Annotated in this window: 18 protein-coding genes; 11 read left to right on the top strand and 7 right to left on the bottom strand. The window is 70.7% G+C overall.

All coding sequences use genetic code 11. The annotated features are described in order from the left end of the window. The first annotated feature begins 1 nt into the window (after position 1). The 4 genes from I4J89_RS25505 to I4J89_RS25490 all read left to right on the top strand — a co-directional run bounded on the left by I4J89_RS25505 (position 2) and on the right by I4J89_RS25490 (position 6,416). Positions 2-1,945, top strand: coding sequence for an immune inhibitor A domain-containing protein (locus tag I4J89_RS25505; protein ID WP_309238479.1), 1,944 nt, complete (start codon positions 2-4; stop codon positions 1,943-1,945). Positions 1,946-2,114: 169 nt separating this feature from the next. Then, complete coding sequence (locus I4J89_RS25500; RefSeq protein WP_230859555.1) at positions 2,115-2,696, top strand: MerR family transcriptional regulator; 582 nt, start codon at positions 2,115-2,117, stop codon at positions 2,694-2,696. Then, on the top strand, positions 2,693-5,377 hold the full coding sequence (locus I4J89_RS25495; RefSeq protein ID WP_196416582.1) for a VIT domain-containing protein: 2,685 nt from the start codon (positions 2,693-2,695) through the stop codon (positions 5,375-5,377). Before I4J89_RS25500 ends, I4J89_RS25495 begins: the two co-directional genes overlap by 4 nt. A 145-nt stretch (positions 5,378-5,522) precedes the next feature. Continuing rightward, complete coding sequence (locus I4J89_RS25490) at positions 5,523-6,416, top strand: ricin-type beta-trefoil lectin domain protein (RefSeq protein ID WP_309238484.1); 894 nt, start codon at positions 5,523-5,525, stop codon at positions 6,414-6,416. 181 nt (positions 6,417-6,597) lie between these two features. On the opposite strand, the gene I4J89_RS25485 is transcribed toward I4J89_RS25490, so the two are convergent. Then, entirely contained in the window at positions 6,598-7,020 is a 423-nt protein-coding gene (locus I4J89_RS25485; RefSeq protein ID WP_373688155.1) for a DUF2000 family protein, read from the bottom strand. A 50-nt stretch (positions 7,021-7,070) separates the two neighbouring features. Here I4J89_RS25485 and I4J89_RS25480 point away from each other — a divergent pair, with 50 nt between their 5' ends. Then, positions 7,071-7,544 (top strand): AraC family ligand binding domain-containing protein, encoded by a 474-nt coding sequence (locus I4J89_RS25480; protein WP_196416579.1) that lies wholly within the window; start codon positions 7,071-7,073, stop codon positions 7,542-7,544. Beyond that, positions 7,541-7,774: a hypothetical protein gene (locus I4J89_RS25475; protein ID WP_196416578.1), complete on the top strand. Its 234-nt coding sequence runs from the start codon at positions 7,541-7,543 to the stop codon at positions 7,772-7,774. The genes I4J89_RS25480 and I4J89_RS25475 overlap by 4 nt, the downstream gene beginning before the upstream one ends. 338 nt (positions 7,775-8,112) lie before the next feature. On the opposite strand, the gene I4J89_RS25470 is transcribed toward I4J89_RS25475, so the two are convergent. The 4 genes from I4J89_RS25470 to I4J89_RS25450 all read right to left on the bottom strand — a co-directional run bounded on the left by I4J89_RS25470 (position 8,113) and on the right by I4J89_RS25450 (position 14,226). Next, positions 8,113-8,634, bottom strand: a complete 522-nt coding sequence (locus I4J89_RS25470; RefSeq protein ID WP_196416577.1) for a flavoprotein — start codon at positions 8,632-8,634, stop codon at positions 8,113-8,115. Further along, the gene (locus tag I4J89_RS49825; RefSeq protein WP_230859554.1) at positions 8,631-11,360 is read right to left on the bottom strand and encodes a molybdopterin-dependent oxidoreductase; all 2,730 of its coding nucleotides are present in this window, start codon (positions 11,358-11,360) and stop codon (positions 8,631-8,633) included. The genes I4J89_RS25470 and I4J89_RS49825 overlap by 4 nt, the downstream gene beginning before the upstream one ends. After that, positions 11,357-12,145: an FAD binding domain-containing protein gene (locus I4J89_RS25455; RefSeq protein WP_196416576.1), complete on the bottom strand. Its 789-nt coding sequence runs from the start codon at positions 12,143-12,145 to the stop codon at positions 11,357-11,359. Before I4J89_RS25455 ends, I4J89_RS49825 begins: the two co-directional genes overlap by 4 nt. Before the next feature lie 167 nt (positions 12,146-12,312). After that, positions 12,313-14,226: an ATP-binding protein gene (locus I4J89_RS25450; RefSeq protein WP_196416575.1), complete on the bottom strand. Its 1,914-nt coding sequence runs from the start codon at positions 14,224-14,226 to the stop codon at positions 12,313-12,315. Between the two features lie 372 nt (positions 14,227-14,598). Here I4J89_RS25450 and I4J89_RS25445 point away from each other — a divergent pair, with 372 nt between their 5' ends. Both I4J89_RS25445 and I4J89_RS25440 read left to right on the top strand, forming a co-directional pair. Further along, the gene (locus I4J89_RS25445) at positions 14,599-15,210 is read left to right on the top strand and encodes a DUF6230 family protein (RefSeq protein ID WP_196416574.1); all 612 of its coding nucleotides are present in this window, start codon (positions 14,599-14,601) and stop codon (positions 15,208-15,210) included. A gap of 79 nt (positions 15,211-15,289) precedes the next feature. Then, positions 15,290-16,681 (top strand): DUF6114 domain-containing protein, encoded by a 1,392-nt coding sequence (locus I4J89_RS25440; protein WP_196416573.1) that lies wholly within the window; start codon positions 15,290-15,292, stop codon positions 16,679-16,681. Here the strand turns inward: I4J89_RS25440 and I4J89_RS25435 are convergent. Then, complete coding sequence (locus tag I4J89_RS25435) at positions 16,668-17,057, bottom strand: DnaJ family domain-containing protein (RefSeq protein WP_196416572.1); 390 nt, start codon at positions 17,055-17,057, stop codon at positions 16,668-16,670. The genes I4J89_RS25440 and I4J89_RS25435 overlap by 14 nt on opposite strands. Before the next feature lie 38 nt (positions 17,058-17,095). Between I4J89_RS25435 and I4J89_RS25430 the strand changes: the two genes are divergently transcribed. Then, a complete protein-coding gene (locus I4J89_RS25430; RefSeq protein ID WP_196416571.1) occupies positions 17,096-17,365 on the top strand; it encodes a DUF2277 domain-containing protein in 270 nt (89 codons plus the stop codon). Between the two features lie 116 nt (positions 17,366-17,481). On the opposite strand, the gene I4J89_RS25425 is transcribed toward I4J89_RS25430, so the two are convergent. Beyond that, entirely contained in the window at positions 17,482-18,699 is a 1,218-nt protein-coding gene (locus tag I4J89_RS25425) for an NADH:flavin oxidoreductase (RefSeq protein ID WP_196416570.1), read from the bottom strand. Positions 18,700-18,900: 201 nt separating this feature from the next. Between I4J89_RS25425 and I4J89_RS25420 the strand changes: the two genes are divergently transcribed. Together I4J89_RS25420 and I4J89_RS25415 are read left to right on the top strand one after the other, a co-directional pair. Next, positions 18,901-19,584, top strand: coding sequence for a CBS domain-containing protein (locus I4J89_RS25420; RefSeq protein ID WP_196416569.1), 684 nt, complete (start codon positions 18,901-18,903; stop codon positions 19,582-19,584). Between the two features lie 302 nt (positions 19,585-19,886). Beyond that, on the top strand, positions 19,887-20,462 hold the full coding sequence (locus tag I4J89_RS25415) for a DUF1062 domain-containing protein (protein WP_309238478.1): 576 nt from the start codon (positions 19,887-19,889) through the stop codon (positions 20,460-20,462). Positions 20,463-20,514 lie beyond the last annotated feature (52 nt).

The raw sequence follows: 20,514 nt of genomic DNA, 5'->3' as shown, positions 1-20,514 counted from the left end.
AGTGCGCGAGCTGATCCCGGACCGGCTCACCCTGAACGGGGAACCGCTGCCGCCGGCCAGCTACCGCCCGAGGCCGGCCGCGCGGCGGGCAACCGCCGAGACACCGCCGGTCGGGACGGTCCGCAGCTGGGCCGGCCTGAACGCGATCACCAACGACGTCTATCGCAAGGACTACAGGCTGCGGGCGGTCGGCGAGTACATCGAGGTATGGGTCGCCGACGACCTCGCCTTCCCGGAGGGTGACTGCCGCGGCGACGCCACGCAGGTCACCGACGCCCAGATCGACGCCCTGGTACGCGAGTTCGACGAGACCATCTACCCCAAGGAGACCGCGGCGTTCAGCAGGCCGCCGGACCGGACCGGGGCGAACGCCGGGTTGCCGGACGACTTCAGCGGGGCGGGCGAGCGAACCGTCACACTTGTCGACAACGTCCGCGACGAGAACTACTTCAACTTCCTGGAGCGTCCCACATACGTCGCCGGGTTCTTCTCCGAGCAGCTCAACGAGCTCTTCGACCGCAATGTGGTCACGATCGACGCCTACGACTGGCTGCATCAGACCGGCGCGGAACCGAAGAATGAGCCCACGGACGACCGGTGCACCAGCCGTCCCGCCCGTCCCCGCCTGTACGAGTCGACGTTTGCCCACGAGTGGCAGCACCTGCTTGCCTACTACGTCGACGCGACGGAGGAGGACTGGGTCAGCGAGGGCCTCGCCGAGTACGCGCAGACGCTTGTCGGCTATGTGGATCCGAGCATCAACGTGTACCGGCGCGGTTTCGACCCCCACATCGCCTGCTATCAGGGTTTCGGCATGGTGAAAACGGCCTACAACCCCAATCCGCGCGACTGCAACGCCCCGGCCAACTCGCTGAACCTGTGGAAGGAGGGCGGACCGAACGAGATCCTGGCCGACTACGGCATCACGTACCAGCTGATGATCTACCTGCATGACCGATTCGGCCCGGAGATCATCTCGACGCTGCACCGGGACTCCACCAACAAGGGGCTGTCCGGGATCGCCGCCGCGCTGCCGAAGGGCACCGATCTGCACGACGTGCTGCACGACTTCCAGATCATGACGCTGGTGGACAAGGCCGTCGGCCAGCCGGGCGGGGTGATGAAGGGTCTGCCGCGCGAGCATGTGACCGCCCCCGGGCTGCGTTCCACGGTCAACCTGGCCGACACGTCCGCCTACGGCGCACCGGGCGCCGCGCCGAACGGCGCCGATTACGTCCGGCTGCCGCGGGATCTGCGGTCGGTCGATTTCCGGGGCGCCGACACGCTGCCGCCCAGCCCGTTGCTGTGGACGGTCGACAGCGGAATGCTCTTCTCCGGCAACGAACCGGACACCGACGCCACCGCGGTGCGGATGGTCGACGTGCCGGCCATCGACCCGGTGCTGCGCTTCACGTCGACGCACGGGTTGGAGAAGGACTTCGACTACGGGTATGTGACGGTCTCCGCCGACGGCGGAAAGACCTACCAGCCGGTGACCGGAGACGAAACGGTGCAGGGTCCGCTGGGCGCCGCGATCACCGGCCAGGCCGCGGACGTCACCCTGAGCTACGACCTTGCCGCGTACGCCGGGCGGAGCGTGCTCCTCGGTTTCCGGTACGTCAGCGACGGCGCCGTCAGCCTTGGCGGCTGGCACGTCAAGGATGTCAAGATCGGCGCCACCGCCGTGGACAGCGACACGCTCGACGGCTGGAACTCGCCCACCCAGATACGCCCCACACCCGTGCACAACTGGCACGTCACGCTGGTCGGGCTGGGCCGTTCCCGCGCCAAGGCGGTGTCGCTGGATGAGCTCGCCAAGCTGGGCTCTTACCCCAGGGTGATCGCGGTCATCGCCTACGACGAGCCCACCGGGGAGGTCACCCAGTACGCCCCGTACACCCTCACGGTCAACGGTCAGCCCTATCCGGTGAGCGACGCCTCGTAGCCCTCCTAACCATCTGCCCGCCACCGAACGCCCACGCGACGGCGGCGGGTAGCTCCGTTTCCTGCCCCGGCCCCGGACACTCGTCACATCAGCCTCCCCCGTCGCACCGCCTTGCCCGCCCACATTGACAGTGTCAGCGTGACAGTGTCAATATCGAAGCATGTGGACGATGGAACAGTTGGTCGAGCGGGTACACACAGCGCTCGCCGCTGAGTACCCCGGCGCCCCCAACGGCCGCATTCGTGAGGTGCCCGACCGCCGTTCGATCCGGTGGTATACGACGATCGGCCTCGTCGACCGGCCGCTCGGCACCCGCGGCCGGGTCGCCCTCTACGGCCCTCGCCACCTGCTTCAACTGGTCGCGATCAAGCGCCGCCAGGCCGCCGGGCGCACTCTCGCCGAGATCCAGGTGGAGCTGACCGGCGCCTCCGACGAGGCGCTCGCTGCCACGGCCCGCGTGCCGGACGAGTTGCTGAGCCCCGGCATGCCGGCGGCGGACGGCCCGGTCCGGGCCGCCTTCTGGAAGCACTCCCCCGCACCGCCGCCCGCGCCGGCGGAGCTCGCGGTCCTGCCCGGCAACCCGTCGGACGATACCGGCCTGATGCTGACCGGTGTGCCCCTCGGCATGGGCGTGATCCTGCTCGTCCCGCACGCCCTCGACCACATCGACCGTGGCGATCTGGCCGCGGCCGCCCGACCCCTGCTCGATCTGCTCGCGTCCCGTGGGCTCACCGATGGGAGAGATGAATGATCATTTCCGTCAATCCGATGCGCCCCGAGGAGCGGGACCGTCTTCGCGACCAGCCCGGCTCCGGTGTCGGCACCCTGCACACCGAGCGGGGAAACCTGCCGCTCGACCGGCTCGACGTCCAGGCGCGGATCAGTGGCCTGCTCGTCCGGACAGAGCTGACCACCGAGTTCGTCAACGCGCACGACACCGCGCTCGAGGCGACCTACATCTTCCCGCTGCCGGACCGGGCCGCCGTCACGGCCATGTCGATGACCGCCGCCGACCGCACCGTCGCGGCCGAGCTGCGAGAGCGCGGCGAGGCCCGGGCGGAGTACGACCGGGCCGTCGCGGCCGGCCAGCGCGCGTCTATCGCCGAGGAGGAACGGCCCGACGTCTTCACGATGCGGGTCGGCAACATCCTGCCGGGCGAGCGCGTGACAGTCCGGCTGCGGCTGGTCGGCCCGCTGGCGTACGAGGACGGCGCAGCGACCTTCCGGTTCCCGCTTGTCGTCGCGCCTCGCTACGTGCCAGGTGCCCTGCTTCCCGGGCCGTATGTGGGTGACGGCCAGCATCCCGACACCGACGCGGTGCCGGACGCTTCCCGGATCTCTCCACCGGTGCTGCTGCCCGGCTTCCCGAACCCGTTGCGACTCTCGATCGGCGTCGACATCGACCCGGCCGGACTGGACCTCGGCGAGGTCAGGTCCAGCCTGCACACAGTGACCGACGATGACGGGACGCTGCGGATCGCCCCGGGCGAACGCGCTGATCGCGACTTCGTGTTGCGCCTGGCGTATGCGGCAGGCGGCGAGACTGCGGTGGCCGTCCCGGACGAGGAAGGAAACGAGGGGACGTACCAGCTCGTGGTGCTCCCGCCGGAGGCCGCCGCCACCCCTCGCCCCAAGGACGTCGTGCTATTGCTGGACCGGTCCGGCAGCATGAGCGGCTGGAAGATGGTCGCCGCCCGGCGGGCCGCGGCCCGGGTGATCGACACCCTGACCGCCGCCGACCGGTTCACCGTGCTCACCTTCGACCATCTGGTGGAGCGACCGGACGGGCTCGCGGACGGTCTGGTGGAGGCGAGCGACCGCAACCGTTACCGCGCGGTCGAACACCTGGCCCGCGCCGACGCCCGTGGCGGCACCGAGCTGCTCTCGCCGCTCACCACCGGATTGGCCCTGCTCTCCGACAGCACCGGGCGTGACCGTGTCCTCGTGCTGGTCACCGATGGTCAGGTCGGCAACGAGGACCAGATCGTGCGAGAGATCTCCGGGCAGATCGGCACCACCCGGGTGCACACCGTCGGCATCGACCGCGCCGTCAACGCCGGTTTCCTGGGCCGGCTCGCCGCCCTCGGCGCCGGCCGCGCCGAGCTCGTGGAGAGCGAGGACCGGCTGGACGAGGCGATGGAGCACATCCACCGCCGGATCGGAGCACCGGTGGTGACCGGGCTGTCGGTCACCGACGACGGCATCACATTGCTCGGTGACACCCGCAGCCCAGCGCGGTTGCCCGGCCTCTACCCGGGCGTGCCACTGGTGGTGACCGGACGGTACACGGGCACACCCGGTGGAAGTCTGAGCGTCACCGGACGAACCCGCGACGAACAGGACTTCCGGACGGCGGTCGCGGTCCAGCAGCGATCCGAGCAGGCGGTCACGTCGCTCTGGGCGCGGGCCCGGATCCGCGACCTCGAGGATGCCTACGCTGCCGGCAACCGGTCACTCGAGCAGCAGATCGTCGCCACCTCGTTGCGCTTCGGGGTGCTTTGCCGGTTCACCGCCTACGTGGCGGTGGACGAGCGTGTGGTCAACGAGGGTGGTCAAAGCAAGCGGGTGACCCAACCGGTGGAGTTGCCATCGGGATGGGAGCCACCCGCGACCGGCGTGGCAGCCCGCGCATCGGGCGCGTGGCTCGGCCTCGCCAGTGAGGCGTCCCTTGCCGCTCCGGTAGCGCCGATGCCTCCGCCCGCACCGGGCGGCCCGATGCCCTCCAAGCCGCCGTTCTCACCGGTTCGCGCCCTCAGCGCCGACGCTGCCGGTACACCTCGTGGAGCCGCGAAGCAGGGGCGTCGTGCAACCCCTCCCGCACCGCACCGGGTGCCGTTGGACGACGCCGACGTTCCGTACTTCACGCAGACCGGTGCCACGTCGGCACCGGGTTCGACGGGGGCAGGGCAAGCCCCCTACGACGTCGCCGTGCCAGACCAGGTCACCGAGTTCCGGGCGTTGCTCGCCGTCGAGGCCGGCCGGCTGCGGGACGCTGCGCACCTGCCCCCAGCCGACCGCCGTGATCTGCTCGACGACCTGGTCACCCGTCTCGCCGTACTGCTCGAAACGGTGCCTGGGCGCTTCCCGCAGGTACGCGCGCTGGTCGAGCTACTACACGGCACCGCATCGCTGGAGGAGAAGTGGGCGAAAGCGCTCCAGGTCCTCACCGAGGACGGCGGCGACACGGCGCCATCGTCCGGCGACGTCGACGGTGGCCGCGATGCCCGGCCCGGCAGCGAGGCCGGAACGGCATCGGCCGGCGACCGCCGGACGCCGCCAACGAGCAACCCCGGAACAGCACCCGCCGGAGAACGCGGGAAGGCGCCGGCCGAAGACTCTTCCGGTTCTCCCGGCAGCGGGAACACGCCGCCCACCGGCACCGGTCAGCCACCGTCCCGCGGTCCCGGAGAGGTTCCGTTCTGGAAACGTTGAGGGTGATCTTCGACCGAATGGCCGGGTGCCGGTAAGTTGGGTCATCGACGTGCCTGATCGGGGGGTGGCTTAGGCAGTGAGCACGGGCTCAACAGGCGGGGATGCGAGAACCGACGGCGATGGCGACGGTCGCGATCCGTTGCTTGTGCGACCGTTCGTGCTGCAGGACGGGGACCGTGCCGAGGTCCCCGCTTCCGGCGCGACCTGGCCCGCGGACCCGACCCGGGAGACTCCCACTCAGTTGATCCCGGTCGTGCCGGCCGAGCCCGGGCCACCGACCCGGCGTGTCGAGCGAGCCCGCCGTTCATTGCTGCTGGCCGGCTCCGCGGTGGTGGCGTTGCTGGCGGTCGTCGGTTGGACGGTCGTGCGGCCGGCGCTGGCGCCCACGGTCTCCACCTCGCTGCCGGACCAGCAGTTTCCCGTGGTCAGCGGACCAGCTCCGGCAGCGAGCGTGACGACGAGCGGGGAGTCGGTCGCCGGTGGCGGGAACGCCGACGACACCGGTGGGGAGGCTTCGGCCGACGACGCGGTCGAGCCCCGCAACCCTTCGACGTCACGGCCGTCCGTATCCACGGCGCGGCCGCGGACGCCGCAGCCGACGTCGCCCGCCGCCACCGCGACCAAGCCGACGACGGCCGCCCCGCCGGCCGGCCTGGCGCCGTCGCCGCTGACCGGTCCAGCCGCACTGGTCAGCGGCAACGGACTCTGCCTCGACCTGCGCGGCGGCGACATCGGCGAGGGCAGCGACGTGCATGTCGACGATTGCAACGGCACCAGCCCGCAGCGCTGGCTCCTGAACAGTGATCGCACCCTCGAGGTCGGCGACCTGTGCGCGTACATGGAGGGCGACGGCGGCGTCGAGCTGGCCCGGTGCGACGGCCGGAACACCGCCCAGTGGGCCCTCAACAACGACGGGCGCGTCATGAACGCCGCGAACGGACGCTGTCTCACCGACCCGCACTTCGGCGCCCGCCCGGCGAACGAGGTCGTCGTCGCACCCTGCGCCGGCACCTCGAACCAGCGCTGGACCTTCCGCTAGCAAGCCCGGCGCAACCGCCGGGATCCGGCAGACCTCCTGGCAGCCTGCCGCGACGCCAGCGTGGCAGGAGGCCCGGCCGCCCTCCGGCACTGCGGCGGCTGATCGGTGGGTCGGGTACCTGGTGGCGGGTTCCGATTCTCGGCGGGCGAACCACGCCTCCGGCTGCGTCGCGGCGCGTGACTCAGCGGTGCATGACGGCGCCCTTGAGGATCTTGTCGATGGCGGTGCGTGGTCCGTGCACTGCCAGGCCTACCAGGTCCAGGTCTTCGGTGCGTACGGCGCGGACGGCGGCACGGTTGTCGGCGTCGTGACCGGTGGCGAACAGGTCCGAGGTGAAGATCGACATGGCTACGTCGCGGGTTAGCGCCCGTCCGTGGGCTGCCTTGAGTAGTTCCTTGCCGCCTTCGAAGATCAGCACCGGCTGGCGGAACATCGGTAGGTAGGAGACGTCGTCGGCGTCCGCGTACGGGTCGCCGATCACGTCGGGTGCGGCCATGGGGATGCCGCTGACCAGGAATGCTGTGACGTTCAGGCGTTGCCAGCCGAGCAGGTCGTCGCGGAGGAGGACGGCGATCTTGGTGGAGAAGCGGACCGGTGCGTTCATGCCGCTCATCGTCTTCCGGGAGTCCCCACCAGGTCTTGTACGATTTTGACGTGCCCGGCGGGCCCCAGATCCGAGCCTGGCGGCCGCCGCTGGACGGGGTCGCCGAAGTGCTGCACGCCCGTTTCGGCGAACACGCGTACCCGATGCACGCCCATGACACCTGGACCGTCCTTCTCGTCGACGACGGTGCGGTCCGCTACGACCTGGATCGGCATGAGCGCGGCGCCTTCGGTGACCTCGTCACTCTGCTGCCGCCCCGGGTGCCGCACAACGGCACCGCCGCTCGCCCCGGTGGCTTCCGTAAACGGGTGCTCTACCTGGAACCGGCGCTGCTGCCGCCCCGGCTGATCGGGGCGGCCGTCGACACGCCCGCGATCACCGACGAGCCCCTGCACCGGCTGGTCTCGAGCGTGCACAAGCTTGTGCGTACGCCCGGGGATGAGGCCGCGGCAGAAGGCATGCTGGCGCTTGCCGTCGAACGTCTCCGCGTTCGGCTCGGCGATCGGGCCGAGGCCGGGTGGTGACCTGCGGTGGAGGCAGCGAGACCTCGTGGATCAGCGCGCTTCTCGTCTTCCCGGCGCCGTTCGCGGTGGCCGGGTCGTATCTCTATCTGTCGTCACGACTGGTGCGCGCGGCGAAGGCGAAGCGGCGGGAAACGCTGCGGTCCGCACTGCGGTGGCGGTTCGGGCTGGTGCTTCTCGGGGCGGTGGCGCTCGGCGTTCCCGCGTCCCTGCTGTTGCGGGCGGCGCTGTAAGCGGGATGGACCTGCGGTCAGGGGCCGTCCCGCAAGCGGGTCGATGACCACGCCGTGACGGCCGGTGGCCGAGAGGGCCGCGCAGCTGAGGGCCAGACCGCGCACGTCAGAGACCGCGCGCCTCGGAGACCGCGCAGCTTGGAGACCGCGCAGCTCGGAGACCGCGCAGCTCAAGGGCTTCCGTGGTCAGGGTTCCCAAGCGGTGATCTTGCATGGCCCACGCTCAATGCTGTCTTAACGGCCGTCAGACAGCACCCACGTTGGGCCGGGCAAGACCCTGACCGCGAAGGCTCTTTAGAGACCGCGCCTCACAGGCTGCGCACCTCAGGGATCACGCCTTACAGGCTGCGCAGCGCGAGGTGCCACGGGTAGCCGTCGACGGCGGAGCCTCCGGCACCCGGTTCGTGCGGTTCGAATTCTCCCGATCCCAGCAGCACCTGGACGCCTTCCGCCCGCAGGTCCGTCACGCTGCGCCGGAACACCGGCCTCGCGGCGAGGGCCGTGCTGACGAACGGGAGAACCACGACCGGGATGCCCAGGCCTGGAGCTTCGGCTAGCAGGCTCAGGGCGTACGTGTCGGCGATGCCCTGTGCGAACTTGTTGATCGTGTTGTAGGTGGCGGGAGCCACGACTATCGCGTCGGCGCGGGGTGGTCTGGGGGCGTCGGGTGAGCGGTAGCGGCTGCGTACCGGGCGGCCGGTCTGTCGTTCCAGGGCTGCCGCGTCGATGAAGTTCAGCGCGGGCGGGGTGGCGATCACCTGGACGGTCCAACCGCTGGCCTGGGCTAGGCCGACCAGGCGGCCCACCTGGCCGGCGGCGCCGGCCGCGCACACTATGACGTAGAGCAGGCCTCGGCTCACTGCTGCATCGCCTGCCAGATGCGGTCGGCGGTGAGAGGCAGATCAGTGAGGCGTACGCCGATGGCGTCACGCACCGCGTTGGCCAGAGCGGGTGACACCGGGTTGAACGGGCTCTCGCTCATCGACTTCGCACCCAGCGGGCCGATCGTGTCGGAGGTGGACGCGAGGTGCACCTCGGTCGGCGGCACGTCGGCGAAGGTCGGCAGGTGGTAGTGGCGGAAGCTGGTGGTGGTCACCTCACCTGAAGCGGAGATGTCGACGTGTTCAGCGAGGGTCGCGCCCAGGGCCTGGGCCACGCCGCCTTCGATCTGGCCGCGCAGCTGGAGCGGGTTCATCACGGTTCCGGCGTCCGCGCTGTGCACGCTGCGGAGGATGCGCAGCTCGCCGGTGTCCGGGTCGACCGCCACCCGGAACCATTGCGCGTTGAACGCCACCGAACGTGGCGTTCCGTCGAAGTGACCGTGGCCGGTGGCCGCTACGCCGGGAACGTCGGAGGCCGTGAGCTGGGCGCGAAGGGCCCGCGCCGCACGCAGCACCGCCTCACCGGCCACCACCACGCCTGTCGAGGCGAACGCTCCGGTGTCGTGGCGGACGGCGTCGGTGTCCGATTGGCGCAGCACGATCCGGTCGGGTGTGGTGCCGAGCTCGTCGGCGGCGATTTGAGTGTGGACCGTGGTGCTGCCGTTGCCGAAGTCGGCGGTTCCTACGGCCAGTTCGTAGCGGCCGTCGGGGAGCCGGGTGATCGTCGCGTCGGCGAAGTGGCCGCCGGGAGGGCCGGCCGCGATCATCGCGATCGCCATGCCTTCGCCGACCAGCCAGCCCGGCGGGGCGTCATCGGTGGTAGCGGCGGCTGAACGGATGTGGGAGAGGCACTGGTCCAGGCCGTAGCTGGCGATGCGGAGGTCGTCGACGTGGTCGCCGGGCGCGGTGAGATCGTCGCCGGCGCGGACCACGTTGAGTTCGCGGAACGTGACCGGGTCCATGCCTATCCGCCGGGCCAGTTCGTCCAGGACCGACTCGACGGCGAAGGTGACCTGGCCCAGGCCGTAGCCCCGGAACGCGCCGGCGGGCACGGTGTTGGTGTAGACGGTCACCGCGTCGGTCCGCATGTTCGGGCATTTGTAGACGGCCAGGGATTCGTGGCAGCCGTGGTGCATGACGGACGTGCCGTGGTTGCCGTAGGCGCCGGTGTCGACGAGGACGTTGAGCCGCATGGCTGTCAAGAGACCATCGCGGCGCGCCCCGGCCTTCAGGGCGACCACGAACGGATGCCGGGTGGTGGCGCCCAGGAACTGCTCGGCGCGGGTGTACTCCCAGCGCACCGGCCGGCCGGTGCGTAGCACGGCGAGCGCCACCAGGTCCTCGACCAGCATCTCCTGCTTGCCGCCGAAGCCGCCGCCGACCCGGCCCGCGATCACCCGGACGCGTTCCGGCGGCAGGTCGTAGAGCCGGGCGAGGAGACGCCGAGTGAGGAACGGGGTCTGGGTGCTGCTGCGGATGACGAGCCGGCCGTCGTCGTCGAGCCAGCCGATCGCGCCGTGGGTCTCCAGGCTTGCGTGCTGTGCGCGTGGCGTCCGGAATGTCGCTTCATATACGACATCGGCCGCCGCAAAGCCGGCGTCGACGTCACCAAGGGAGGCATGCAACTCCCCCACGACGTTGGAGCAGGACGAGGGCTCGGAGGAGGACGAAGGCGAGGGTGAGGGCGGAGTGAAAGAGGCCGAAACGGCGGGGCGCGACGAAGGCGAGGGCGTGGGCGACGGCGCAGGCGAGGGCGAAGGTGAGGGCGACGACGAGGACGAGGACGAAAGCGCAGGCGAAGGATGCACCACGGGCGCGCCGGGAGCGAGGGCCAGCTCTGGGTCGACCACGAACGGCAGGACTTCGTAGTCCACGACCAGCCGACGACACCCCTCCTCCGCAGCCGCCTCTGAGCTGGCGACCACCGCCGCCACCCGCTGCCCGACAAACCGGACAACCTCATCGAGCACCCGCGTGTCGTAGGGATCCTCGGCCTCATGCTCGTGCTGAGCCGTGGAGAACAGCACGTCCGGCACGTCCTTGTGGGTAAGCACCGCCTGAACCCCCGGAACCGCCAAGGCCTCCGAGGTGTCCACCGAGATGATCCGGGCGTGCGCGTGCGGGGATCGCAGCACCTTGAGATGCAGCACGCCGGGCACGTCCAGATCGAACGTGAACCGCGCACTGCCGGTGACCACCCCCGGCCCAGCGGGAGCTCCGAGGCTCGATCCGACGGCCGCGCCCGGTGCCGGCTCCGTTATAGCGGGCGGCCGGCCCTCGATCGCATCGGTGATCGCGCGGTAGCCCGTACACCGGCAGAGGCTTCCCTTGAGCGCGCGCGGCAGATCCTCGCGCTGATCCGCGGGCAGTGCCGCCGCGGTCATGATCATGCCGGCGGTGCAGAAGCCGCACTGGAAACCTTGCGCGTCCAGGAAGCTCTGCTGGACCGGGTGCAGCCCGGACGGACCCGCCAGGCCCTCGATCGTGGTGACGCTGCGTCCCCGGGCGCGGAAGGCCGGGTAGACGCACGAGTGCACCGGCTGGCCGTCGACGTGCACGGTGCAGGCGCCGCAGTCGCCGGTGTCGCAGCCTTTCTTGACCCCGAAACAGCCCTCTTCCCGCAGGTAGGTACGCAGGCACTGACCGGGGCGCGGCGCACGCTCGTGCGCGCTCCCGTTGATCAGGACGCTGTCCGGGCGGGTCATGCCCCGAGCTCCGTCCTGATCTGTTCCGCGTAATGCCCGGTCAGATGCCGTCGCCAGACCGGCCGGCCGTGCACGTCGTCCATGTACTCCTCCGCCGGGATGGCCCCCAAAGCCGCCGCCAGCTCGTCCGCCTGCGGCGGCGAGGCGAAACGCAGGACATGCGGCCGGCGGGTGGCGGCGGTCACGGTGAGCGTCAGGCTTCCGGCGGGCTCCGCCCGGCCGATCAGCAGCACGGCCGAGCGGCCATGGGGATGCAGAGAACCACGGCGGTACGCGGTACGCGCGGTGAGCGCCGCGGCCGGCAGGTGGATCGACCTGAGGAGTTCCCCGTCCCGCAGCACGGTCGTCCCCTCCCCCGTCACGAAGTCGGCGGCCGCCACCCGGCGCTCGGTCCGGTCCGGTCCGATCAGCAGCAGGGTTCCGTCGAGGGCGACGCTCAGTGAGATCATCGGCCCGGCCGGCAGCGCGGCGCACAGGTTGCCGCCGACGGTCGCGACGTTCCAGATCTTGAACGAGGCGAGGAACGCGTGGCAGCACTGCCGGACGATGCGGTGCCCGGCGATCCGCTCGGCGAGTTCGGCGATGGTGCAGGTCGCGGCGATCTCCACGCCGTCGTCGCCGGTCCGCAGCGGCGGCCAGCCGGCGGTCGTCAGGTCGAGCAGCCGGCGGAGGTGCGGGCGTGGCTCGCCGAACAGGGCCGTTCCGCCGCCCAGCCAGGCGTCGCCCGGCCGCCACGATCCGGGGGCCGCCGGGCTGATCACTTCGGTCACCGTGTGCAGATCCACGTTCGTACGCTACGCGCCCGATGTTTCCGATCTTGGCGCTCCGGAAGTGGAGGTCCAGGGGTTTGCGCAACCACCCGCATGGGCCCGGCGGGCGCGGTGGGGCGTCTCCCCGTGGCTGGTAGCGGGGTAGCGCGGGGACTTCGCGAGACGCGTACCCCCAAGGGTTTTCAAGCGGGCACCGGAGCCGGCGCCGCCGGCAGCGTGATGGTGAACGTGCTTCCTCGGCCCACCACCGACTGGACCGCGATGCTGCCGCCGTGGTCGCGCACGATGTCGCGGACGATGGCCAGGCCCAGGCCCGGTCCTTGGACCGCCTGGTCCATCGCGTTGCCGGCCCGGTGGAACGGGGTGAAGAGGCCGGGTACGTCCTCGGCCGGGATGCCGATGCCGGTGTCGGTCACCGACAGCGCGACCGTGTGGTCGTCGGCGGTGAGCTGCCAGCTCACGCTGCCGCCGGCCGGGGTGAACTTGATCGCGTTCTCCATCAGCTTGCGCAGCGCCCGCCGGAGCTGGGTACGGTCGCCGCGCACCCACGCCTCGCCGGCCTCGAAGTCGACCTCGAGTTCCTTGGCGCGGGCGAAGTTGTTCAGTTCGCCGTGCACGACGGTGGCGATGCCGGCCAGGTCGAGCACGTCCGACTCCACCGGGGTGTCGCTGTCCGGGCGGTCGAGCAGGATCAGGTCACCGATGATGTCCTGGAGCCGGTGGGCGTTGCGCAGGATGGCGTTGAGGGCCCGCTTCTGCAGCGGGTCCAGTTCCCGGCCCTCCTCCTCGACGATCATCTCGGTGTAGCCGAGGATGCTGGTCAGCGGCGTGCGCAGTTCGTGCGTGACGGTCTGGATGAAGACGTCCTTGCGCTGGTCGAGCATGCGCAGTTCGCTGATCAGCCGGTCCTGGTAGCGCTGGAAGGTGAGCTGGTGCAGCGCTCGCTCGATCTCCCGGGCCGCGCCGGCCAGCAGCCGGTGCTCGGCGTCTCCCCAGGCCGCGCCGGAACGGGTGACCAGCAGGTAGCCGGGCTCGCTGTCGGCGCTGTCGCCGAGCTTCACCGCGAAGCCGCCGCCCGGCCGGATCACCGGCCGCCCGGACGGGCCGGCCAGCACCTCGGCGATGACGTCGGCGGGCGGTTCGGCGGCGCCGGCCGGCCAGTGCACGGTGATCGGCCCGGTCGCCGGGAAGCAGATCTCCGAGTGCACGGTGTCGGCGCCGGCGGCCGCGCCGATCAGGGCGGCGATGCGGCGCACCGACGCCGCCGGGTCGCGCAGCTCCTGCAACTCGGCGACGACGGCCTGCCGCAGTCCGGCGCGGGCGGACCGCGCCTGCTCCGCGGCGAGCAGCGTCTCGGTCTGGGCGGCCAGGTCGTTGAGGGCCTCGATGACGGTACGCAGTTCGGCCGCCCCGACCGGTTCGGCCCGTGCCGAGCGGTCCCCGGCGGCGAGCCGGCGGATGGTGTCGCCGAGCCGGCCCAGCGGCGCGAGCAGTTGCCGCCGGCCGGTACGCGCGACCGCGCACCCGACCACCAGGATCGCCGTCACCAGCGCGACCGCGAGCCCGTTGAACAGTCCCGCCGTCCCGGCGGCGGCCCGGTCGGCGTCCCAGCGTTCGGCGTCGATCGCGGCCGCCACCGCGTCGTTGACCAGCCGCAACTCGTCGAAGAGCAGTTTGCCGCGGGTGGCCCGGTCCTCGTCGGCGTCGGCCACCCCGGCCGTGACGATCGGCGTCGCGTACTCGTCCAGCCAGGCGCGCACCGCCTCGCGTTCCCGGGCGAGCAGCTGCCGGACGGCCTCGTCCCGGGTGTGGGCGGCGACCTGGCCGAGGGCTGTCTCGGCGGCGCCGGCCCCGGTCTCGTACGGTTCCAGGAACAGCCGCTCGCCGGTGAGCTGGAAGCCGCGTACCCCGGTCTCGGCGTCGGTCATCCGCTGGAGGACCTCGCCGTTGGCCAGCTGGGCGCGGCCGATCCGGGCGATGTCCCGCTCGTGGGCGGCCCGGTGCCGCTCGCCGAGGCCGACGGGCACCACCAGGAAAACCACGAACAGCAGGAACAGGGCGGCGAAGCCCAGGTTGAGCCGTCGCTGCACGTTCATCAGCGGCGGTCCCGGCCAGCGGTCATGCCCTACAGTTCGGCAAGCCTGGGGTGAGACCTAAGTCACGGGTTCCGCATCCTCTCTCACTGCGCGTAGCGGCGGAGATTTGTTACCTACCCGTGACAATCCAGGCCTTGCGTACCCGGGGTAACGGGTAACTGGCCGCCCGGCGGATCTATGTCCGGAATGTCCGGCCGGGCCGTGGTGGACCTCACCCTGAGTCATTTTGATCAAGTGGCGTGGGTTACTGACTGGTAGCGACGGGTCTTGTAGTCGCCGACCTTGACGGGCAACATTTCCGGCACATTACGGCCGCGACATCGACGGACATCGCTGTCAGCTCGCCGGCCGCAGCCATCACTAGGAGGTTCCGTGGAGGATGCGCAAAGCGCTCCGGCGTACGGGCGCACCAACTGGCGCCGGTTCGCCGTGGCGGTGGGCGTGCCGACGGTTGTCGCCGGTGGCCTGGTCGTGGCGCTCGCCGAGGGCGCACTCGCGGCCAATTTCACCATTTCCGGCAAGCAGTTCAAGCTGTCCGCCGCCAAGCTGGAGGGCTCCGGCTTCACCCAGTACAGCGGCGAGCTGGACACCAAGGACGGGAAGGTCCCGGCCGCGATGTCCGGCATCGAGAGCGCCACCCTGAACGATCTCTGCCAGTCGGTGGCGGTCGGTCCGATCACCCTGCGGATCGAAGCCGGCGGCGACCCGGAACACCCGGTGGAGGCGACCAACCTGCTGATCGGCATGTCCGAGCTGGGCGGCGACGCCACGTTCGAGAACATTCAGATCGGTCTGGACGCGGCGACGCTGAACGCCGCGCAGGACGAGGCGCACGGCGCCCCGGGCGGCTTCGGCCAGCAGGCCACCAAGGTCACCATCATCAACCTGCGCCAGCAGGCGTACTACACCTCGGCCTCGACCTTCACGCTGAACGGGATGAGCCTCAAGCTCCACGTCGGTGGCGAGCACGAGTGCTACTCCTGATGATCTCCGGTTGTGCGGGCTCGCGGAGGATCACTCCGCGAGCCCTCCCCTGTTCCGTGCAGAGCTAGTGGAGGAACGCGTGGCAACGGAGAGCTTCTGGGTCCGGTTCGGCCGGTGGCGGCGCGGCCGGCCGTTCTGGGGCGGATTGTTGCTGGTGCTGTCCGGGCTGGAGATGTTCTTCAGCGCGAACATGGAACTGGACAACATCGAGATCCATATCGGACCGCAGGGCTTCCTGTCCTACCTGCTGCCCGTGATCATGCTGATCTGCGGTGCGCTGACCTGGATCACCCCGGCGCAGCGGCTGTTCTACGGCATCGTCGGCACGCTCACCGCGCTCTACTCGTTCGTCGGCCTGAACCTCGGCGGCTGGATCGTCGGCATGCTGCTCGGCATCGTCGGCGGCGCGCTCGCCATCGCCTGGGGGCCGCCCCGGCAGCCCCCGGTGGGCACCGGCGGCACCCCGCCCGGTGAGCCCGGCCCGCCGGCGGTGAGCGACTCGACGATCGTGCCGGGGCTCGATCCACAAGCCGCTCCCGACCCGAACCGGCGCCCGCCGCACCGCAAGGCGCTGATGCTGATCGTGCCGCTCGCCGTGGCCGGCGCGGTGGCGGCCATGGGTAATCCGCCCGCCGACGCCGCCGAGTGCCCGGAAGGGCTGCCGTCGCGTACCGCGACCGCCACCCCCACGCCGAAGAAGAGCACCGGCAAGCCGGCGAAACCCGGGAAGAGCGTCGCACCGAGTGCCGCCGCCCCGTCCCCGTCGGCCTCGGCGCCGGTCCCGGCCGAGGAGGGCACCGGCAACCCCATCCTGGACGGCATCGGAGACGTCGTCGAGGGCATCGGAGACCTGCTGGGCATCGGCGACGACGACAACGCGACGCCCGCGCCCAGCCCGTCGGCCGTGCCTTCAGCCGCCGCGCCTTCGTCCGCCGCGCCGGCTCGTCCGGTGGCACCGTCGCGTTCCGCCACCAAGGCGCCGGCCCCGAAGCCCAGCAGGTCGGCCGAGGAGATCCCGTGCCTCGGGCCCCGGCAGGAGGGCGTGCTCGCCGCGGCCGACGGCCTGCCGCAGGTCGGGCTCAAGCCGGGCATCATGAAGGTCGGATCGCTGACCATGTACAACTCGACCTACGAGGGCGTCACCGAGCTGCCGACCCGGAACGGGACGATCCGGGCCCTGAGTTTCGTCATGGACAAGGCGGTCAACAAGCCGTTCAGCCTGGAGATCGACGAGCCGGGCGACGCCACCACGCTGATCAAGAGCAATGAGCTGATCACCGACGGGAACGTCGAGTTCTACACCCCACGCATGACCGGCAAGCTGTTCGGCCTGATCCCGGTGACCTTCACCCCGGAGCAGCCGCCGCCGCTGACCCTGCCGATCCTCTGGTTCACCGACGTGACGATCGACCTCGCGTACGTGCGATGCGACGTGCTCACCGCCGACCCGATCGCCATCACCGAGACGTAGCCCGTCGCCAGCGCTCGAGCACCTCATCGACGTCGAAGAGCGGCAGCACCACCGGCGGGCCGTCGATCAGCCCGCGCCGCGCCTTCTCGATCCGCTCGTTCAGCTCGGCGACGTGCTCCCGCACCGCCTGCTCGCTCCGCAACCCGGCGACCGTCTCCGGCAGGTCCTCCGCGGCCCGGCGGACGGCCAGACTCGCCGGAATCACACTGGCGCCGCCACCCTCCCGGCGCAGCCAGTCCTTGACCCACCAGTCCTCGTCATACTCCTCGCCGTAGCCCACCAGGGGTTTCCCGGCGCCGGACAGGTTGTCGAACTCGCCCCGCTCGGTAGCCTCGCGCAACTGCCGGTCGATCGACGACTCGTACCAGTGCACCATGGATCCGAGATTACTGTCCCAGCCCCAAGGAGCCCGACGTGTGCCGGAACATCCACCAGCTGCACAACTTCGACCCGCCGGCCACGCCCGACGAGATCCACGCGGCCGCCCTGCAGTACGTCCGGAAGGTCGCCGGCAGCACCCGGCCGTCGCAGGCCAACCAGGCGGCCTTCGACCGGGCCGTCGCGGCCGTCGCCGCGGCCACCGCGGAGCTGCTCGATGAGCTGGTCACGACCGCGCCGCCGAAGAACCGCGAGGAGGAGGCGGCGAAGGCCCGGGCGCGCGCGGAGAAGCGCTACGCCTCCTGACCCGGTGCGGCGGGAGCCTTCACCAACCTCGAGGTCGAGGTTTGCATTGCCGGTCCTGCTTCTTCGGGACGCCGGTCACCCGTACCCCGAAAGAGCTGGACCGGCAGGCCGGGGTTCTAGGGGGTGACCGGCCGGGTGCCGGCTTTGAGGAGTGCCGCTGTGCCCTCGGTGTTCAGCGGGCAGTGCGTGCCGGTGAAGATGGTGGCGGCGCACAGGTTGCAATGCGTGCACAGGGAGCGCTTGGTGTGGTCCTGCTGGATCTGGTTGATCAGGTCTGGCTCGCGTAACAGGGCTCGGGCCATCGCGACGTACTCGAAGCCGTCGCTCATGGCGGTCCGCATGCCATCGAGGTCGGTCACGCCGCCGAGCAGGATCAACGGCATGGAGAGCTCGCGACGGAAGCGCAGCGCTAGCTCGCGGAAGTAGAGCGGCTCGTAAGGGTAGTGGCGGAACAAGGTTCGGCCGAACATCTTCATGCCTAGCCGGAGCAGGGGGCGCTGTGCGTCGGCCATGGCCGGCATCGGGACGTCGCCGCGGAACAGGAACATGGGGTTGAGCAGCGAGGATCCGCCGGTGAGCTCGATGGCGTCGAGGTGCCCGTCGGCCTCCAGCAGGCGCGCGAACGGGATGGACTCCTCGGGGTCGAAACCGCCGCGTACGCCATCGGTCATGTTCATCTTGGCTATCACGGCGACGTCGTCGCCTACGGCTTCCTTGACGGCGGCCAGGATCCGGCGGGGGAAGCCGGCGCGGTTGGCCAGCGTGCCGCCGTATTCGTCGGTGCGGTGGTTGACCCGCGGCGACAGGAAGGACCCGGCCAGGTAGGTGTGGCCCAGGTGCACTTCTACGGCGTCGAAGCCGGTGTCGCGCGCGGATGCGGCGGCCAGGCCGTGCGCGTCGACGACGCGGTGGATGTCGGCCGCGGTCGCGGCGCGGTCGAAGGCCATCGCCAGCGGATTGAACCGCACCGACGGCGAGAGCGAGGGCAGCCCGTTCGAGCGGGCGTTCGCCACCGGACCCGCGTGCCCGATCTGGGCGCTGACCTTGGCGCCGGTGGCGTGCACCGCCTCGGTCAGCCGGCGCAGGCCCGGTAGCGCGTCGGGACGCCAGTAGATCTGGCCACGCTCGGTACGCCCCTCGGGTGCGACGGCGAGGTAGGCGACCGTCGTCATACCTACTCCGCCGCGGCCCACGGCGGTGTGGTACTCGATCAGCCGGTCGGTCACCAGGGCGTCCGGGGTCGCTCCTTCGAACGTGGCGGACTTGATGACGCGATTACGCAGCCGTACCGGCCCGAGCATGGCCGGGCTCAACGGGTCAGGAGCGGTGGTCACGCGTTCTCCCTGAGCGCGGTGTCGTCAGCGCCTGTCCGGGCCATGCGACCACCTCGTGGCCGAGCCTGTCAACGCGCTGACCGGCATTGCCGGAGCCCGGCAAAGTGGCCGGCTTTGGTTGACCGCCGGGCACCCTGCCGGCCGCCGGCTCCGCGACGAATGCTGGTAGGAGAGTGACCGCTGAGCTGAGGAAGGTTCCACATGCAATGGCACGTAGATGACGTGATGACCCGCGACGTGACAACCGTGAGCATCGAGACGCCGCTACACCGGGTGGCCGGTCTTCTCGATCGTGAAGGCATCAGCGCGGTCCCGGTCATCACCGGCGATGGCCGTGTCGCCGGCATCGTCACCCAGGCCGATCTGCTCACCGGCATCGTCCGCGGCTCACCCCGGATTCACCGGGACGACGTCACGCCGCCGCGTGCCGGTGACGTGATGACCGCGCCCGTCGTGCACATCGGTCCCGACGCCACGCTGCCGCAAGCCGCCCACATCATGCAGCGGCGCGGAGTCCGGCGGCTGGTTGTCACCGACCCGCGCGGGCGGCTGCTCGGCGTGGTGTCCCGGAGCGACCTGCTGCGCCCGCACGCACGAGGTGACGCGGCGATCGGCGGCGAGGTCGCGGAGGTGCTGCGCCGCCGGCTGTGGATCGGGCCGCCACAGCTGCGCGCCCACGTTCGGGAAGGCACGGTGGTGCTGACCGGGGACGTGGACCGTCGCTCGACCGCGGACATCGCCGCCCGGCTGACCGCCGCCGTGCCGGGAGTGACCGCCGTCGCCGACCGCATCCGATTCGGATACGACGACGGCGACCTGGTCCGCTCCAGGGTCAGCAGCACGCATCCGTTCAGCGCCGAACCGTTTCCCCCCGGTCGATCATGAATAACCGGTGGAGTCGCCCGGCGGCGCGCTGCTAGCGTCGCCGGAGCCAGGTGGCCTCCCGCCACGCCGGATCCGCAAGGGACGGGCCGTTGTACATCAGCTGAGACATTCACCGCGCCGAGTAGCCACGCCGTGATCTCCGAGCGTGCGAGCCTCGCGCACTGACATCCCGCATGGACCAAGCGAGTAGGGCGCGCCGTCGTGACACACGGCCCGCCACTCGCTTCTTCGTCATGCGCGGATCTCCTCCGCGGAGCGCCGTCTCCGCACGGAAATGTCGCAGCAGATCGGTACATCCACCGGTGACCAACAACGAATCAGTACGACGACTGGCGACGCAGTGGCTGGTGTGCCCGACGGGCCTGCCGCTCATCCGTCGCCGCTGCCTGAGCTGTACATCGGCGCGATATCGCGCACACGGCAAGTTCCGGGTCAACGCGAACCACAAACTCCTCGACGTCTGGCTCCTGGCGCTGTGCGTCGGATGCGGGGAGACCGTCAAACTGACGGTCCTGGAACGAGTCCACGTCCGCACCATCGACCCCTCGACCCTGACCCGATTCCACGACAACGACGTCGAACTCGCGGCGACGTTGCTGCACGACCCGGGACTGCCGCGCCGCAACGGCGTCGCGCTCGACTGGGACGGTGCGTGGACGGTCCGGAGGACGGCAGTCGACGTCTCGCAGGCCGAGGTGCTCGACGTATCGGTCCGCTTCGTCCGGCCGATTCCGGTCAGGCTGACGACATTGCTGTCAGCCGGGTTGGAGGTGTCGCGATCTGAGGTGCGGAGGCTTGTCGCCGCCGGTGACCTCTCATCGACGCGCCGGCTCAGCGGGCGATCGTCGAGCGACTTCAGCTTCACCCTTCGCCTTTAGGCGGAGGGTGACTGCCGGCGGGCGAGGCCGGCGAGGGCCCCAGGACCCCCCC

This window comes from Actinoplanes aureus (assembly GCF_015704865.1).
Taxonomy (GTDB): domain Bacteria; phylum Actinomycetota; class Actinomycetes; order Mycobacteriales; family Micromonosporaceae; genus Actinoplanes; species Actinoplanes aureus.
Note: the sequence above shows the minus strand (reverse complement) of the source record. Positions and strands in the feature narration are given on the sequence as shown.

Bases quoted from the DNA above. Each gene is read 5' to 3' on its own strand.
- I4J89_RS25435 (WP_196416572.1), bottom strand. From the start codon at position 17,057: ATGGTGCACTGGTACGAGTCGTCGATCGACCGGCAGTTGCGCGAGGCT.
- I4J89_RS25420 (WP_196416569.1), top strand. From the start codon at position 18,901: ATGCAATGGCACGTAGATGACGTGATGACCCGCGACGTGACAACCGTG.
- I4J89_RS25500 (WP_230859555.1), top strand. From the start codon at position 2,115: ATGGAACAGTTGGTCGAGCGGGTACACACAGCGCTCGCCGCTGAGTAC.
- I4J89_RS25485 (WP_373688155.1), bottom strand. From the start codon at position 7,020: ATGAACGCACCGGTCCGCTTCTCCACCAAGATCGCCGTCCTCCTCCGC.
- I4J89_RS49825 (WP_230859554.1), bottom strand. From the start codon at position 11,360: ATGACCCGCCCGGACAGCGTCCTGATCAACGGGAGCGCGCACGAGCGT.
- I4J89_RS25450 (WP_196416575.1), bottom strand. From the start codon at position 14,226: ATGAACGTGCAGCGACGGCTCAACCTGGGCTTCGCCGCCCTGTTCCTG.
- I4J89_RS25495 (WP_196416582.1), top strand. From the start codon at position 2,693: ATGATCATTTCCGTCAATCCGATGCGCCCCGAGGAGCGGGACCGTCTT.